Here is a 15,633-nt window from a genome sequence, read left to right as displayed (position 1 = left end):
TCGCGACTAAATCCGGCTCGATTTCGGCGACAATTTGCCTGCCGCGAGCGCCATTGCGCTGCCCACCAGCTTGGGGTCGCGCCAGGCCCATCTGGCCAGGAGCCCCCACTGCGGCATGCGCCGGTTGCGCACCAGTCCGGCCTGGCTCCACAGGGCCTGTTTGCGCGCCGTCTGCTTGTAGGATTCGATGGATGCGAGATGTTCGGGGTTCTGCGTGCCGCGCGAGGCCAGCCTGTCGAGCGCGGTCCAGGTGTTGAATTGCTGCTTGATAAAGAGCGGCGACTGGTTGTCGATCGAGTGGAAGATGTTCATGCCTTCGCCGCGATAGGCGCCGGCACTGTCGCACAGCACCACCCGTCCGGCCTGGCGCACGCAATCATAAAAGAACAGCACGTCCTCGGCCGCCAGGCGCAGCGCCGCCTCGAAGCGGACCGCGCGGAACAGCTTCTCCCCGATCACCATGCAGGACAGGTGCATGAAGCTCCAGTTCTTCAGCATCTCTCCCGCCAGGTCGGGCACTTCTATGACCAGGGGATCTTGGGACAATTCGGTTGCAGGCGTGTTCCTGGCCACATCGGCGATGGCGAAATGATAGTAAAATGCGTCTCCGCCCTGGATGGAGTCCCAGTAGCAGTCGGCCCCGAACCGGTCCATGCAGTGGGCCGCATGGCTGAGGTGATCTGATGCCCATTCGTCGTCCGAATCCAGAAATGCAACATAGCGCGTGCCGTCGGGCACCGCGTCGAGGCCGGTATTGCGCGCGCCGCCCGGTCCCTTGTTCGGCTGTCTGATGACGGTGACGCGTTCGCGTTGCGCCGCGGCCAGTCCCTCGAGTTCACCGTCGATCGGCAGCGGTGAGGCGTCGTCGACAACGATCACCGAGAAATCCTGCAGGCTCTGTGCAAAGACGGACTGGAGTGCGCGGGCCAGGATTCCGGGCTGTTTTTGATAATATGGAATGATGACGCAGAAGATTGCCATGCTCACACCTTTAGATCGGCTCACCCGTTCACGGAATCGGTTCGCCGATCCAACTCTTTGATTTCACGCAATTCCGAACGAAGAACCGGTTTCCACTCCTCCTGGAATTGCTCTAGCCGTGCAGTGTGACTGCAGCGTGATTTCGCCACGTTTCGTGTAGTCACCGTCGTCACGCCCGCAAATGATAGCAATGCCCTCTCGCAACACAACAGGGCCGTTTCATGGCTTCGCACATGGCGGCGGTGTCTGCGTGCGCTCCTTCGACGTCACGGCCGCGCGGCCATTGCCGTACGATTCCTCATCGATCATAGTCGTGACGAGGTTGCTCGGCGCTGCCGCGAGGACCGTCATCTGATGCGGCAGACCGGCGAAGCGGACGTAAAGGGTGGATATCATGAGCTTGTTCAGCTTTCGCATCAGGCGGGCCGAGCGTGACGAGGAGACCGACCGGGCTCGGTTCGCGCGTCTGCAGCACGTGTTGGACGAGATCGGCGAAGAAATGGCCGGAGAAATAGACGGCCTGCAAAAGCGCTACGAGGATGCGTCGTCCGATGCCGCCTACGCCCAGCAGGCGCTGGAGGAGGGCCGCGCCGGCGGCGAGGTCTCGCCGCGCATCGACGACCTGACCGACACGATCGAACGCTATTTCAAACGCATCGCGCTACTGAAAAGCGAGGTCGATTTTGTCAATCGGCTGCGCGAAGATGTGAACGCGTTCACCGACGCAAACCGTATCGGCGCTGCACAAAAACCGTCCACGGATGCATCGCCGCGTTAAAGCACAATCATAAAACGTGACCCGGCCGAGCCGGCGAAATTCCGTTTCCGTCACATTCTGATCCCCGGCCTGCCTTACCCATTCACGCCATCGCTTCCAGATCGAAGCGGCTCATGTGGGAGGCATGAGGAATATCAGAGGTGACGGCTAACATGTCTTCCATCCTATCGATTGTACGACGTCTTGATTGTGCCTGCGTGGGCGCTGCCTTGATCGCCGCGGCTGCCGTTTCGGGCCCCGGCGCAGCGCGCGCCGATGCGTCTTCCGCGTCCGGCCAGTCCTTCCTCGAAACGTTCGACGGCCTCGACAAGGAGCGCTGGTATGTTTCGAACGGATGGTCGAACGGCGCGCACCAGAATTGCACCTGGTCGCGCGACCGGATCGGTCTGGAAGACGGGGTATTGAAGCTCGGTTTCGCCAAACAGCAGACCGGCGATCTCCCTTACGCCTGCGCCGAGATCCAGACGCGGCAGCGCTACGGCTATGGAACCTACGAGGCGCGCATCAAGGCGGTCGGCGCGTCGGGATTCAACACCGGCTTTTTCACCTTTATCGGCCCGGTCGACAAGCAGCCGCATGACGAGATCGATTTCGAGGTGCTGGGCAAGGATCCGAGCCAGGTCCAGCTCAACCAGTATGTCGATGGCAAGGGCGGCAACGAGAAGCTGACGCCGGTTCCCGGCGGGGCCGATGCCGGCTTCAACGACTATGCCTTCGTGTGGGAGGAAGACCGCATCACCTGGTACATCAACGGCGAGCGGGTTCACGTGGCCGATGATCCGACCAAGCTGCCGAGCCACGCATCGAAGATTTTCCTCAGTCTTTGGAGCAGCGACACGATGACGGCCTGGATGGGGCCGTTCGCCGAGCCCGAAGGCCCGCTCGCGGCAGAGGTCGACCGCATTTCCTTCACCGCGCCGGGCGACGACTGCCTGTTTGCGGAATCGGTCGCCTGCCGCGCGGATTGAACATATCGCCAAGGTTGAAAGCCGACATGCTAATGTTTCGCTGCAGCATAACATATTGCAATGCAAAAAGACCTGCCCTAACCTCGCCCTCCGGGGGGCAGGCCATGACGGTTTGCCTATGCTGAACGTGCTCTATCTCGTTCATGATCTATCCGACCCGGCCGTCCGCCGCCGGCTGGTCATGCTGCAGACCGGTGGTGCGAACGTCACCATTGCGGGCTTCCGGCGTGGCGTATCCGTTGCGGAATTGCGCGGCGTTGCGCCAATCGAGATCGGCACGACGCAGGACGGGCGCTTCGCTCAGCGGCTGCGCGCCGTCGGCCGGGCCGCATGCAGCCTCGGCGGCAAGCTGCGCGCGATGCCGCGGCCCGACATCATCGTCGCGCGCACGCTGGAAATGCTGGCGCTGGCAAATCGCGCCAACGCCATCTTCGGCGGCGATGTGCCGATCGTCTATGAATGCCTGGACATCCATCGCCTGATGCTGCGTTCCGACATGGTCGGCGGCGCTCTACGCCAGGCCGAGCGGCGCTTCGCCGGCAATGTCGTGCTGCTGATGACAAGTTCGCCGGCGTTCGTTCGCGAATATTTCGACCGTATCCAGCCGCTCGACCTGCCGCTCCTGCTGATGGAAAACAAGGTTCTCGACCTTCGCAGCGACGCGCTTCAGCCCGCCGACGGTCGACCCGCGCCGCAGGCCGGTGAGCCGTGGCGCATCGGCTGGTTCGGCGCGCTGCGCTGCCGCAAGTCGCTGGCGCTTCTGGCCGAGTTCTCGCGCCGCCATGAAGGCCGCTTCGAGATCGTGCTGCGCGGTCGCCCGGCCTATTCCGAGTTCGAGGATTTCGACCGTTTCGTTGCCGCCGAGCCGTACCTGCGCTTCGAGGGCCCCTACCGCAATCCCGAGGATCTGGCGGCGATCTATGGCGAGGTGCATTTCGCCTGGGCCGTCGATTTCTTCGAGGAAGGGCTGAATTCCGACTGGCTGCTGCCCAACCGGCTCTATGAAGGGTGCCGCCACGGCGCCATCCCGATCGCCATGGAGCGGACCGAGACGGGCCGGGTCCTGGCCGAACGCGGCCTGGGGCTTCGGCTCTCCGGGGCGTCGCAGGAAGACCTGTCGGAGCGCCTCGGTCGCATGGATGCCGACACCTATGAGGGCATGCGCCGATCACTGGCGGCGCAGGATCCGGCAAGCTGGGTTCACCGGCGCGAGGATTGCCGCGCATTCGTCGCGCGGCTCGAGGATATCTGCGCGTCCGGAGCCGACGGCGCGCGTGAGATGCTGGCTGCATGAGGTTTTGAGGACAATGAAGGCGGACAGGATCACGGATAAGGCCGACCGGCGCTGCATGGCGGTCATTCCCTGCCTCGACGAGGCGGCCCATATCGGCAAACTGCTCGACCGGCTGGCGCCGTCGGCACAGCGGCTCGACATGACGATCGTCGTCGTCGACGGGGGCAGTACCGATGCAACCTGCGAGATCGTCCGATCGATCGCGGCGAACGATGGGCGCGTCGTGCTGCTGGAAAATCCGAAACGCATTCAGAGCGCCGCCGTCAATCTGGCGGTGGAGACATACGGCGCGGGCTTCGACGTCTTCATTCGCATCGACGCCCATGGGGATTACCCCGACGACTATTGCGACAGGCTCGTCGAGGATGCCGAACGCACCGGCGCCGATTCGGTCGTCGTCGCCATGAACACGGAAGGCCGCAGCCTGTTCCAGAAGGCGACGGCGCTCGCCCAGAACTCGAAGCTCGGCAATGGCGGCTCCAGCCATCGCGCCGGGGCGCGCGGCCACTGGACCGACCACGGCCACCATGCGCTGATGCGTAACGCGCCGTTCAAAGCCGTCGGCGGCTACGACGAGACATTCACCCACAACGAGGATGCCGAACTGGATCACCGGCTCACCACGGCCGGCTACCGCATCTGGATGACGGACAGGACGGTCATGACCTATTTTCCACGTGCCACCGCAAGCGGCCTCTTTCGCCAGTATTTCGGCTACGGGAAGGGCCGGGCGCGAAACCTGATCAAGCATCGCACATGGCCGAAGGTGCGCCAGGCGCTGCCGCTGGCGATCATGCCGCTGGTGGGGGGCACGTCGCTCGCCCTGATCCACTGGTGGGCGCTGCTGCCGGCGGCGGCCTGGGCCGGGCTGTGCGTCGGCTACGGCGTCATCCTCGGCATCGGCCAGCGCAATCCGCATGCCTCGCTCGCCGGAGTTCCGGCGATGATCATGCATCTGGCGTGGTCGGCCGGGTTCTGGACGCAACTCGTCGTCCGGCGCAAGCGCAGGAAGATCTCGCCATGACCGGCTCCCTCACAGGCGGGCCGGCCAGGCGCATCGACGTCTGCGTCTGCACGTTTCGCCGCGCGCAGCTCGTCGAGACGATCCGGTCGCTTGCCGCGCTCGAACTGCCGCCGGATGTCGAGCTCGGCATTGTCGTGGCCGACAACGACATGACGCCGAGCGCGCGTGAGCGCGTTGCGGCCTTGGCGGAGACGGTGCCCCATCCGATCCGCTACGTGCACGCCCCGGCCGGCAATATCTCGATTGCCCGCAATGCCTGCCTCGACCATTGCACCGGCGATTTTGCCGCCTTTATCGACGATGACGAGACCGCTTCGCCGGCCTGGCTCGCGGCCTTGCTGGCGACGGCCGAGGAGACCGGCGTCGCCGCCGTGCTCGGTCCGGTCAGGGCGCATTACGATGTGGCCGCGCCGCGCTGGATGCGCGATGGCGACTTCCACTCCACCGCTCCGGTCTGGGTCGGCGGCGAAATCCGCACCGGCTACACGTGCAATGTGCTGTTGCGGCTCACCTCTCCGGCCCTCGCGCGCCGGCGGTTCGATCTGGCGCTCGGCCAGTCGGGCGGCGAGGACACGGATTTCTTCAGCCGGCTCCATGAGGCGGGCGGCAAGATCGCCTTTGCGCCGGATGCCTGGGTTGAGGAAGTCGTTCCCGCATCAAGGGCAAGCTTTGCCTGGCTGGCCAGGCGCCGCTTCAGAATGGGCCAGACGCATGGCCGCCAGCTTTGCCGCGGGCGCGGCATGGCCGGCCGCGTCATGCAATGGGCTTTGGCGGGCGGCAAGGCGGGCTACTGTTTTGCGGCTGCGGTGCCGTTTGTCGTGATGCCGGCCCGGCGCAACCGCCATCTGCTGCGCGGCCTGCTCCATGTCGGCGCGATGAGCGGGCTGGCCGGCATGCGCGAAATCCGCCAATACGGGCAGGTGCTGCAGGGAGGCGCGAGCGGCCATGCAGCCTGATGTCAGCTTCATCATAGCGGCCTACAACGCCGAGGCGACGCTCGCCCGTGCCATCGACAGCGCGCTGGCCCAGCGCGGCGTCACGGTCGAGGTGATCGTGGCCGACGATGTCTCGTCCGACCGCACCGCCGCAATTGCCGCATCCTATGCCGATCGGGGCGTGAAACTGGTGCGCTTGCCGGCGAATGCTGGCCCGGGCGGCGCGCGCAATGCCGCGCTTTCCGTGGCCGGCGGACGGTGGCTGGCCGTTCTCGACGCCGACGATACGGTCAATCCGGAGCGCATGGCGCGTCTCATCGAGCGCGCCGAAGAAGCGAATGCCGAGATCGTCGTCGACAATCTGGAGGTGGTCGACGATGCGGCCGGCGCGACGACGACGATGTTCGACGAGGCCCGGCTGCAGGCGGTTCGCGAGATCTGCCTGGCCGATTATGCCCGCTCCAACATGGTTTTCCGCTCGACCTTCAATTACGGCTACATGAAGCCGGTATTCGAGCGCGCCTTCATCGAGCGGCACGCGATCCGCTACGACGAGAGCCTGCGCATCGGAGAGGATTTCATCTTCCTGGCCTCGGCCCTTGCCGCGGGCGCACGCTGCGTTGTCGAGCCGGCGTCCGGATATGTCTACCATGTGCGCGCCGGCTCGATCTCGCGCGTTCTCCGGCCGCATCATGTCGAGGCGATGATGGCGGGCGACGCCGCCTTTCTGCGCCGCTTCCGGCTCGACAAGCAAGCGCGCGCCGCCTTTGCCGAGCGCCGCCGCAGCCTGCGCGAAGCCGCCGCCTTCCTGGCACTGGTGCAGCATCTCAAGGCCGGCCAACCGTTGCGCGCGCTGGCGGCCGCCGCGCGCCGCCCGGCCGCGCTTATCCATCTTCGCATGCCGATCGGCGCCAGGTTGCGCCGGCTCGGATTTACGCCGCCAGCCATCCGCCACGGCTGAAGGCAGGCCACAAACACACGTCTTTTGGGCGGGACCACAGGCGTCAACAAGAGGGAAACCGATGAAGCGAATTCGAAAAGCGGTGATACCGGTTGCCGGTCTCGGCACGCGATTTCTGCCCGCCACCAAGGCGGTGCCGAAGGAGATGCTGACGATCGTCGATCGTCCGGTGGTGCAATATGCGGTGGACGAAGCGCTCGAAGCGGGCGTCGAGCACATCGTCTTCGTGACTGGGCGCAACAAGCATGTGATCGAGGACTATTTCGACATCCAGCCCGAACTGTTCGACACGCTCAGCCAGTCCGGCAAGGTCGAGCAGCTTGCCAAGCTGCAGACCATGCAGCCGCGCCCCGGCACGATCAGCTTCACCCGCCAGCAGGCGCCGAACGGCCTTGGTCACGCGGTCTGGTGTGCGCGCGATATCATCGGCGACGAGCCCTTTGCGCTCTTGTTGCCCGACATGGTGTCCTTCGGCGACCGTGGCTGCCTGGCCGGGGCCGTCGAGCTCTACGAGCAGTCGGGCGGCAATGTCATCTCGGTGGAGCAGTGCGACCCCGCCGAGACGCACAAATACGGCATCGTCGGCAAGGGCAACGCCGTCGGCGGCGGTTTTTCCGTCACCGAAATGGTCGAGAAGCCCGCTCCCGCCGCCGCGCCCTCGAACTACTACATCAACGGCCGCTACGTGCTGCAGCCGGAGATCTTCGACGTTCTCAGCACGCAGAAGCGCGGCGCCGGCAACGAGATCCAGCTGACCGACGCCATGGTCGGCCTGTCGTCCACGCAGGACTTCTTCGCCGCACCGTTCGACGGGCGCATGTTCGACTGCGGCTCCAAGGAAGGCTTCATCGAGGCCAATGTCGCCTTCGCGCTGGCCCGTGACGACATCAACGGGCGGGTATTCGAGCCGATCGAGCAGATGGTCGCGGCGCATCAGCGTCGCGGGAAAGCCGCCTGAGACAGCGGCAGCGCCGCCGCAGACCCCGTAAGAATGCGGGGCCCGCGATGCGGCTTTGCCGGCCCGCATCGCAACCCTGCCGCTGGCGGAAGGGAAGACACAATGCATCGAGAGGAAATGGGCGCCCCGCGCCGACGCTGACATGCACCAGAGAACGATCCCTTTGAACAGCACGATATCGTCCGCGCCGGAAGAGGCCGACCAATTCATTGACCTGGACCGGTTGTTTGCGATCGTCCGGCGGCAATGGAAGCTGGTCGCCCTGGGGGCTGTTCTGGGCATGGCCCTGGGCGTGACCTATCTCCTCTTCACGCCGCCGATCTACACGGCGGCGACACGTATCCTGATCGACGAAAATCTCGCCAAGCTGGCGCAGGACGACGAAACAATGGCCTCGCGCCTGCAGGCCGACTCGATGATCCTGAGCGAGGTCGAGATCCTGAAATCGGCCCGCCTGGCTAGCGTGGTCGTCGACGCCGAGGGACTGGACGAAAACGAGGCCTTTCTCAACCCGCCACAGGCTCCGCTTGCCTGGGCGAAGGATCAGGTCAAATCGCTGCTCGGGCTTGTCAGCGCCGATCGGGAGCTGACGGCGGAGCAGCAGCAGGCGGCCGATAAGGGCCGCGCCGTTGCTCTCTTGCAGAATGCGCTTCATGTCGAGCGTGTCGGCCGCAGCTTCGTCATCAATCTCGCTTTCTCATCCAACGACCCGGTACTGGCCGGCTCCATCACGCGGGCCTATGCCGATGCCTATCTTTCCGACCAGCTCGAGGCGAACTTCGACGCCACCGAGCGCGCCACGGTCTGGATGCAGGGGCGGCTCGACCATCTGCAGGAGAGCTCCCAGGCGGCGGCGCTCGAGGTCGAGCGTTTTCGCGCCGAGCACGGATTGACCGCCGCACGCGGCGAATTGTTGAGCGAGCAGCAGCTGTCCGATCTCAACAGCCAGCTTGTTCTGGCGCGGGCCGAAACGGCGAATGCCCGGGCGCGCTACGAACAGTACAAATCGATCATCGACAGCGGTCCCGAAAACGCGGTCGAGAACGCCACCATTCCCGCCGACCGCGCCAACAGCGCTGCGCTTGCCAACATGAAGGAGCGCTATCTCGCCGTCACCAAGCGCGAGCAGGACATCGTCGACCGGTTCGACGCCGATCACCCTCAGGCCGTGAGCCTGCGGCGCGAGCAGCAGGAGCTGACGAAGCAGATCTACCAGGAACTCAGCCGTCTCACCGAGAGCTACCGCAACGAGTACGAGGTCGCCAGGGCCCGCGAGCAGTCGCTCGCGGCGAGCCTCGGCGAAATGGCCGGAGACTCCTCCGAGGACGGTCAGGCGCTGGTCAAGTTGCGCGAATTGGAGCAGAAGGCGACGGCCCTCGCCACGCTCTATCAGAACTTTCTTGCCCGCTACGAGGAAACCTCCCAGCAGCGCACATTCCCCATCGCCAAGGCGCGCGTGATCTCGGCCGCGACAAATCCGACGGTGCCGTCGAGCCCGCGCAAATCGCTCAGCCTGGCCTTCTCGCTCGTTCTGGGGCTGTTTGCCGGGGCCGGTGTCGCCGCGCTCCAGGAGTTCCGGGAACGCTTCTTCCGCACCGCCGAGGACGTCCGCTCGGCGCTCGACGCGAATTTTCTCGGCCATCTGCCGCTCGTCCCGAATGCGCCGGATGTCACCCGGCGCGCCGCCGCACCGGCCGACGCCGCGCAGGGGCTGCCGGCGCCTTGGCTGTTGCAGGTGGCGGTCAATGCGCCGGGCTCGTCCTTCGCCGAGACTTTGCGCAATGCCAAGCTGGCCGCGGACGTCGTGCTGCACAATCAGCCGTGCAAGGTCATCGCGTTTGCGTCGGTGCTGCCGCATGAGGGCAAGACGACGGTCGCGGCCAATTTCGCCGGGCTGCTTGCGGCCAGCGGCGCGCGCACGCTGCTGGTCGACGGCGATCTGCGCAATCCGGGATTGAGCCGGGCCTATGCCCTGACGGCCGAAACGGGTCTCGTCGACGCGGTCCTGGGCGAGCAGCGCTGGCAAAGCCTGGTCAAGGTCGATCGCAAGACGCGGCTGGCGATCCTGCCGGCGGCGTCGCGCAGGCGCCTGTCGCATACGAGCGAGCTGATATCGGGTTCCGGCATGCGCGACCTGCTGGAGGATGCGCGCAATTCCTTCCATTACGTGGTGGTCGATCTTCCACCGCTCGCGCCGGTGATCGACGCCAAGGCATTCGCCCCGCTGGCCGATGGCTTCGTGCTGGTCGCCGAATGGGGGCAGACGCCGCGCGCCCTCGTGCGCTCCTCCCTGCAGGACGAGCCGCAGATCGCGGCCAAACTGCTGGGGGTCATGCTCAACAAGACCGACATGAAGAAGCTTACGCGCTACGGCGTGCCGGGCGGTTTCGAGCAATATCTGGATCGCTACTCCGGCTACTACACGGAGACGGTCGATCTCAACGCCAAGGGCTGACGGGTGCGAGGGGCGTCAGGTGGTGATGAAACGCGCTTTCTTGTTCCACAGCCGGGCACAGGTCAGCCGGCCCGTCGAAAAGGCTGCCGTATCGAGGTTGAGCCGTCTGCCTTCGAGCGTCGGCCGGGCAACGGGCGTGTGGCCATGCACGACATAACGCTCGAGCAGGGCCGCGTGATCGAAAAAGGCGGAACGAATGGTCACGAGATCGTTGTCGGACTGTCCGGCAAGCGGCAGGCCCGGGCGGATGCCGGCATGGACGAAAAGAAACTTCGGGGATTCCAGCAGCACCGGCAGACCACGCAGGAAGGCCAGATGCGCGGCGGGAATGGATTGCCTGACGGCGTCTTCCACCTGCCGGCGGAATCTGGCCCGCCCCAGCCCGGAGACATCGATCCCGTAGGAGGCGAGCGTTGCTTCGCCGCCCATGGCCAGCCACGCCGACAATTCACACCGCCCTTCCAGGAAGTCGAGCATCATCAGATCGTGATTGCCGGCCAGGCAGACGCGTTCGAAGCCCAACGGCGGCGGTTCCGTCAGATGGTCGAGGACCTGCGCGGAGGCCGGGCCGCGATCGACATAATCGCCCAGCATGACGATCAGCCTGGGACACGGCGGCAATTGTTCGGCATCGGTGCCGATCAGGCGTTCCAGCGCCAGCAATTCGTCCAGACAGCCATGCACGTCGCCGACGGCGTAGACGGCGCTGCTGCTCGTGTCGAGGCGCAGCCGTGGGCGTCGGGGGCGTGCAGTCCGGCCGCCTCGTCCGAGGAGACGCCGGAGGGTCTTGGCGGGATCAAATCGTTTCGCGTTCACCTGGCGGTGTTCTCACGTGTTTGTCCGGCAAAGCAAGAGGCAATCGTGCGGCGGCGCCGCCAGGCCGGACCGACGGCTTGTCGGGCACGCCGGCGAGAGGAAGCGATGCGGAGGCCAGCTTGACATTGACACATCAGACAGAGGCAGCCGGCGGCCGCGTTGCGCCCGTTTCGCAAGCCGTTTCCGAACGCGTGAAGATCGCGCGGGTGCTGTGCATCTTCTTCATGACCTTCGTCCACGTGCAGGCGGGTATCGCGGAGAACGTGTATGCCCGCGACGCCGGCGCCTTCGATATCGTCTATTTCATCCTGACGCGCATGATCGGGCTGAGTTCGGTTTCGCTCTTGAGCATCGTGTCCGGCTATTTCATCGTCTCCAGTCTCCTGAAGACCGGCACGCGGCGGCTTATCGTCTCGAAGGTGAAGACGCTGATCGTGCCGCTCGTGTCGTGGAACCTCGCCATGCTCGTGCTGCTTCTTGCCTATGCGGCCCTGAGCGGCAATGTGCGCGACCTGCCGCGGCCCGACGTCATGGGCATCGTCAACGCCCTGTTCGGCGTGACCGAATGGCCGCTCGTCGTGCCCTTGTGGTTCCTGCGTGATCTGTTCGTGTGCTGCCTTGCCGCCCCGGCTCTCTATTTCGGCCTGCGCCGGCTGCCGCTGGTCGCATGGGCCGCGCTGCTTGCCTTTGCCGTCTTCGGCCAGGACTGGCACATCATGGAAAGGCCGCAGCTCCTGCTGTTCTTCGCCGCCGGCATGCAACTGCGCATCGGCGGGTGGCAGGAAGCGCGCATGGATCGCGTCAGTGCGCTGCTGACAATCGGGCTTTGCGTCATGGTGGCGGTCTTCCTCACCATCCGCATCGAGCGCATCTCGCTTGCCGGGATGGAGACGCTGCGGCTGGGGCTCGACACGCTCCTGCGCATCACCATGGCGGCGGGTTTCTGGCGGCTGACGGCAATCATTCGCGGCACGGGCAGCGCGCCGCTGTTCTACAGGCTCGAGCCCGATGTCTTCGTCCTGTTCTGCAGCCACGCGATCTTGTTCAATTTCGCCGGCATCGTCTTCCGCCGCTTTTTCGGCAATTACGGCTCGGACCTCTTCCCCATCACCTTCTTCACCCTGCCGGTTCTGGCGGTCGTCGCCGCCGTCATCGGGCTTCAGCTGATCAGGTCGTCCAACGTGCTGCTCTTTTTCTTCAACGCCGGCCACACCGTGCCGCCGTGGAAAAGCCGCCCGGCGCTGCAGCAGGCCGGATGACGCTGCTGCGACCCTCCACAGGCCCTATGACGGTCTGGAAAAGACATAGGCCAGCCCGCCCAGCATCAGGAGGCCGACAGGGATCGCGGCGGCCGGGCCGGGGCTGGTTCCAAGCATGAACCAGGCAAATCCGAAACTGGTGCCGGCGAGCGCCATCAGTTTCGCCTTGCGAGGGATGGCACCGCGCAGCCGCCATTCACGCAGGACCGGTCCAAATCGCCGGTGCTCGAGCAGCCAGCTTTCCAGCCGTTGCGAGGAACGCGCAAAGCAGGCCGCCGCCAGGATGAGAAACGGTGTCGTCGGCAGCACCGGCAGGAAGGCGCCGACGAAGCCGAGCCCAACGAATACGAGGCCGAGGGCGAGGAAGACGGCCCGCATCATGGCCGCTCATGTCCTGACATGTTCGGGCCGAAAGCCGATACCGATCAGCCGTCCGGCCAGATGCGGCAGGAGCCGCGAGCCGGCGATGGCGCGCAGGAAGGCCGGCGGGCGGGATCGCGACGCTTCCTCGCCGTCGGGTTTGCGCTTGCGCCGCATCATGCGCTGCACCTTCTGCGTCGCCCTGGTGGGGAAGCTGCGCCGCGCCTGCACCGCGCGCAAATGCGCCGTCGTCAGTTGGCCTTCGGCAAGCGGCGCGGCGAGGATATTGGCCGCGGCGACCGCGTCCTGAATGGCCAGATTCACGCCGACCCCGCCGATCGGCGACATGGCGTGGGCGGCGTCGCCGATGCACAGCACGCCGGGTTTCCACCATTGCCGCAGGCGATCCATCCGCACTTCCAGGAGATGCACCTGGTCCCAGGTGGTGATCTCGTCGAAGCGCCAGGCGGGCAGCGGCGCGCGTTCGGCGAGCCGGGCGCGCAGCGCGGCGAGACCTTCGGCCTTCGTCTCGGCGAAACCGGCCTTGGCTATGACATGGCCGAGCTGCCAGTAATCGCCCCGATCGATCATGACCAGGCCCTGGCTCGGTCCGGCATGGCTCATCGGCAGTTGCGGATCGTCCTTGGCCCGCGACAGCTGCATCCACAAGACGTCGACCGGGGAGCCAAGGTCCTCGGCCTCGAGACCGGCCGCCCGGCGCACCACGGATTGGCGTCCGTCGGCGCCGACGGTCAGCGTGGCGGCAAGCGTCTCTTCGCGGCCGTCGCCATGCTGCAGCCGCACGCCGGCAATTCGACCGTCCGCCTCGACGAGGCCGGTCGTCTCGCAATTCATGACCATGCGGAAGGTCGGAAAGGCACGCGCCTTGCCGGCCAGGAAGGACAGAAAATCCCATTGCGGCATGAAGACGATATATTTGCAGCGCGTCGGCAGGCGCGAGAAATCGGCGATCGTCGCCGAGCGGCCGGCGATCTCGGCATGCAGGCTCGGCGCCTTCTGGTGCGGCATTTCGAGGAATTCGCCGAGGAAGCCCAGCTCGCTCATCACTTCGAGGGTCGAGGGGTGGATCGTGTCACCGCGAAAATCGCGCAGGAAATCGACATGTTTTTCGACCACGGTCGTCTCGACGCCGGCGCGGGCGAGAAGCAGCCCGAGCATGAGCCCGGCCGGCCCCGCCCCAACGATGCAGCAATCCTGTCCTGCCACAGTGTGCGCCTTCGTTCTCGCCCGTCACCGCTGCCGCAGCGTGTCGGGATTTCCAGACCGGCCATCCTGGCACAGATGGGCGGCGGCGCCAGCCCGCACAAGCGATGCGGGAGATTGTGCCGCATGCGGCAGCTGTGGAGACGAAGGTCCCGTCGGCTCCGTCCTCGCGGGGCAACGCCCGAATGCGCCTCGATGCGCGAGGCGTGCGAATCTCCGGCGCTGATGGACCTCAGGCCCACTCGCCCTTGCGGAACACCGCAACGCGGCTGCCGTCCGATCGGATGCCGTCGATGTCGATCTCGCCGGAGCCGATCATCCAGTCGATATGGATGAGGCTCTTGTTGCCGCCCCGTTCGGCGATCTGGCCGGGCGTCATCTTGTCGCCGTCCACGAAACACTTGGCGTAGCACTGGCCGAGCGCGATGTGGCAGGAGGCGTTCTCGTCGAAAAGCGTGTTGTAGTAGAGAATGCCGCTCTTCGAGATCGGCGACGAATGTGGCACGAGCGCCACCTCGCCGAGCCGGCGTGCGCCCTCGTCGGTGTCCAGCACCTTGTGCAGAACCTCCTGGCCACGCGCGGCGTTCGCCTCCACGATACGGCCAGCCTCGAAGCGCACCGCGATCTGGTCGATCAGGGTGCCCTGGTAGGAAAGCGGCTTGGTGCTCGCGACATGGCCGTCCACCTTCAGCGCGTGCGGTGTCGTGAACACCTCCTCGGTCGGAATGTTGGGATTGCAGACAATGCCGTTCTTGGCGCTCGAGGCGCCGCCCTGCCACAGATGGCCGTCGGCCAAGCCTACCGTCAAATCCGTTCCCGGGCCGCGAAAGTGGAGGGCCTGGAAGCGCTCGCCATTGAGCCATTGCGTTCTTTCGCGCAGCGCCTTGTTGTGGGCATCCCATGCGGCAACCGGATCATCCATGTCGACCCGCGAGGCGGCGAATATGGCATTGGCGAGCTTGGCGACCGCCGCGCCTGTCTCGTCGGCGGGGAATACCAGCTCAGCCCATGCGGTGCCGGGATATGCCACGATGTTCCAGTTGATGTCGAAGCCGGCGATCTTCTCGAGCGCCGGCTCATAGGCAATGGAGTTGGCCTTGTTGGCGCGCGAAACCTTCTCCGGATCCTCGCCGGCAAGGAGCATCGGATTGTCTCCGCCGATGGCGAGACGGGCCGTGTTGGCCGAGAACGCCTTGGCCATCCCCTCATAGAGCCAGGCCGGCGCCCGGTCGAAGCTTGCATCCGCAGCGCAGCGGAAACGGGAAAGCGTGGTCTCCTCGTCGGAGAGGATCGGCGTGACGAGCCCCGCGCCCGCTTCATAGGCGTGCCGGGCGATCCGGCGCACGAGCGGCAAGGCGGCGGCCGGCGCGGTGAGCATCAGGTCCTGGCCCGGTTGCAGCCGCAGCCCGACCTTTACCGCCACCTCGGCCAGCCTGTCGAGCTTCACCGGGTCGATCGCCGCTTCGTCGGGGTGAAGATGGTCGGTCATGGGTTCAATCCCGTGATGCTGATCTGCGGATAAGGGGCCGATTTGTCCTTCCCGAGAGAAGGGTGACAGTTCATTCCGGAGACATGGGTAACACTTCTTGGCCTTTGCGAGGAGAGCAAAGGTGCCTTGGC

General features: G+C 65.5%; 14 protein-coding genes. 9 read left to right on the top strand and 5 right to left on the bottom strand.

Going from position 1 to position 15,633, the window contains the following annotated elements; genetic code table 11:
- Positions 1 to 6: 6 nt before the first annotated feature.
- The gene (locus tag GM909_RS22825; protein WP_157019518.1) at positions 7 to 981 is read right to left on the bottom strand and encodes a glycosyltransferase family 2 protein; all 975 of its coding nucleotides are present in this window, start codon (positions 979 to 981) and stop codon (positions 7 to 9) included.
- Positions 982 to 1,459: 478 nt separating this feature from the next.
- On the opposite strand from GM909_RS22825, the gene GM909_RS22820 reads away from it, so the two are divergent.
- The 8 genes from GM909_RS22820 to GM909_RS22790 all read left to right on the top strand — a co-directional run bounded on the left by GM909_RS22820 (position 1,460) and on the right by GM909_RS22790 (position 10,354).
- Positions 1,460 to 1,759 carry a hypothetical protein gene (locus GM909_RS22820; RefSeq protein WP_157019517.1) on the top strand — a complete coding sequence of 100 codons (300 nt, stop codon included), beginning with the start codon at positions 1,460 to 1,462 and terminating at the stop codon, positions 1,757 to 1,759.
- A 152-nt stretch (positions 1,760 to 1,911) separates the two neighbouring features.
- A complete protein-coding gene (gene exoK / locus GM909_RS22815) occupies positions 1,912 to 2,727 on the top strand; it encodes an endo-1,3-1,4-beta-glycanase ExoK (protein ID WP_157019516.1) in 816 nt (271 codons plus the stop codon).
- Positions 2,728 to 2,845: 118 nt separating this feature from the next.
- Positions 2,846 to 4,021: a glycosyltransferase family protein gene (locus GM909_RS25870; RefSeq protein WP_198174368.1), complete on the top strand. Its 1,176-nt coding sequence runs from the start codon at positions 2,846 to 2,848 to the stop codon at positions 4,019 to 4,021.
- A 13-nt stretch (positions 4,022 to 4,034) separates the two neighbouring features.
- Entirely contained in the window at positions 4,035 to 5,045 is a 1,011-nt protein-coding gene (locus GM909_RS25865; RefSeq protein WP_198174367.1) for a glycosyltransferase family 2 protein, read from the top strand.
- Entirely contained in the window at positions 5,042 to 6,001 is a 960-nt protein-coding gene (locus tag GM909_RS22805; protein WP_157019515.1) for a glycosyltransferase, read from the top strand. The genes GM909_RS25865 and GM909_RS22805 overlap by 4 nt, the downstream gene beginning before the upstream one ends.
- Positions 5,991 to 6,941 carry a glycosyltransferase family 2 protein gene (locus GM909_RS22800; RefSeq protein WP_157019514.1) on the top strand — a complete coding sequence of 317 codons (951 nt, stop codon included), beginning with the start codon at positions 5,991 to 5,993 and terminating at the stop codon, positions 6,939 to 6,941. The genes GM909_RS22805 and GM909_RS22800 overlap by 11 nt, the downstream gene beginning before the upstream one ends.
- Before the next feature lie 61 nt (positions 6,942 to 7,002).
- Entirely contained in the window at positions 7,003 to 7,899 is an 897-nt protein-coding gene (locus GM909_RS22795) for a UTP--glucose-1-phosphate uridylyltransferase (RefSeq protein ID WP_157019513.1), read from the top strand.
- 142 nt (positions 7,900 to 8,041) lie between these two features.
- Positions 8,042 to 10,354, top strand: coding sequence for a polysaccharide biosynthesis tyrosine autokinase (locus tag GM909_RS22790; protein WP_157019512.1), 2,313 nt, complete (start codon positions 8,042 to 8,044; stop codon positions 10,352 to 10,354).
- 15 nt (positions 10,355 to 10,369) lie between these two features.
- Here the strand turns inward: GM909_RS22790 and GM909_RS22785 are convergent, their stop codons facing one another.
- On the bottom strand, positions 10,370 to 11,170 hold the full coding sequence (locus tag GM909_RS22785) for a metallophosphoesterase family protein (RefSeq protein WP_157019511.1): 801 nt from the start codon (positions 11,168 to 11,170) through the stop codon (positions 10,370 to 10,372).
- Between the two features lie 119 nt (positions 11,171 to 11,289).
- On the opposite strand from GM909_RS22785, the gene GM909_RS22780 reads away from it, so the two are divergent.
- Positions 11,290 to 12,429, top strand: coding sequence for an acyltransferase family protein (locus GM909_RS22780; RefSeq protein ID WP_235912032.1), 1,140 nt, complete (start codon positions 11,290 to 11,292; stop codon positions 12,427 to 12,429).
- 24 nt (positions 12,430 to 12,453) lie between these two features.
- On the opposite strand, the gene GM909_RS22775 is transcribed toward GM909_RS22780, so the two are convergent.
- From GM909_RS22775 to GM909_RS22765, 3 genes are all read right to left on the bottom strand, one after another.
- Positions 12,454 to 12,807: a YbaN family protein gene (locus GM909_RS22775; protein WP_157019548.1), complete on the bottom strand. Its 354-nt coding sequence runs from the start codon at positions 12,805 to 12,807 to the stop codon at positions 12,454 to 12,456.
- Between the two features lie 9 nt (positions 12,808 to 12,816).
- Positions 12,817 to 14,016, bottom strand: a complete 1,200-nt coding sequence (locus GM909_RS22770) for an FAD-dependent oxidoreductase (RefSeq protein ID WP_157019510.1) — start codon at positions 14,014 to 14,016, stop codon at positions 12,817 to 12,819.
- A 229-nt stretch (positions 14,017 to 14,245) separates the two neighbouring features.
- Positions 14,246 to 15,502, bottom strand: a complete 1,257-nt coding sequence (locus GM909_RS22765) for an aminopeptidase (protein WP_157019509.1) — start codon at positions 15,500 to 15,502, stop codon at positions 14,246 to 14,248.
- Between the last annotated feature and the right edge of the window lie 131 nt (positions 15,503 to 15,633).

The organism is Mesorhizobium xinjiangense (genome assembly GCF_009749525.1).
Taxonomy (GTDB): domain Bacteria; phylum Pseudomonadota; class Alphaproteobacteria; order Rhizobiales; family Rhizobiaceae; genus Mangrovimarina; species Mangrovimarina xinjiangensis.
This window is presented reverse-complemented; position numbering and strand designations above follow the sequence as displayed.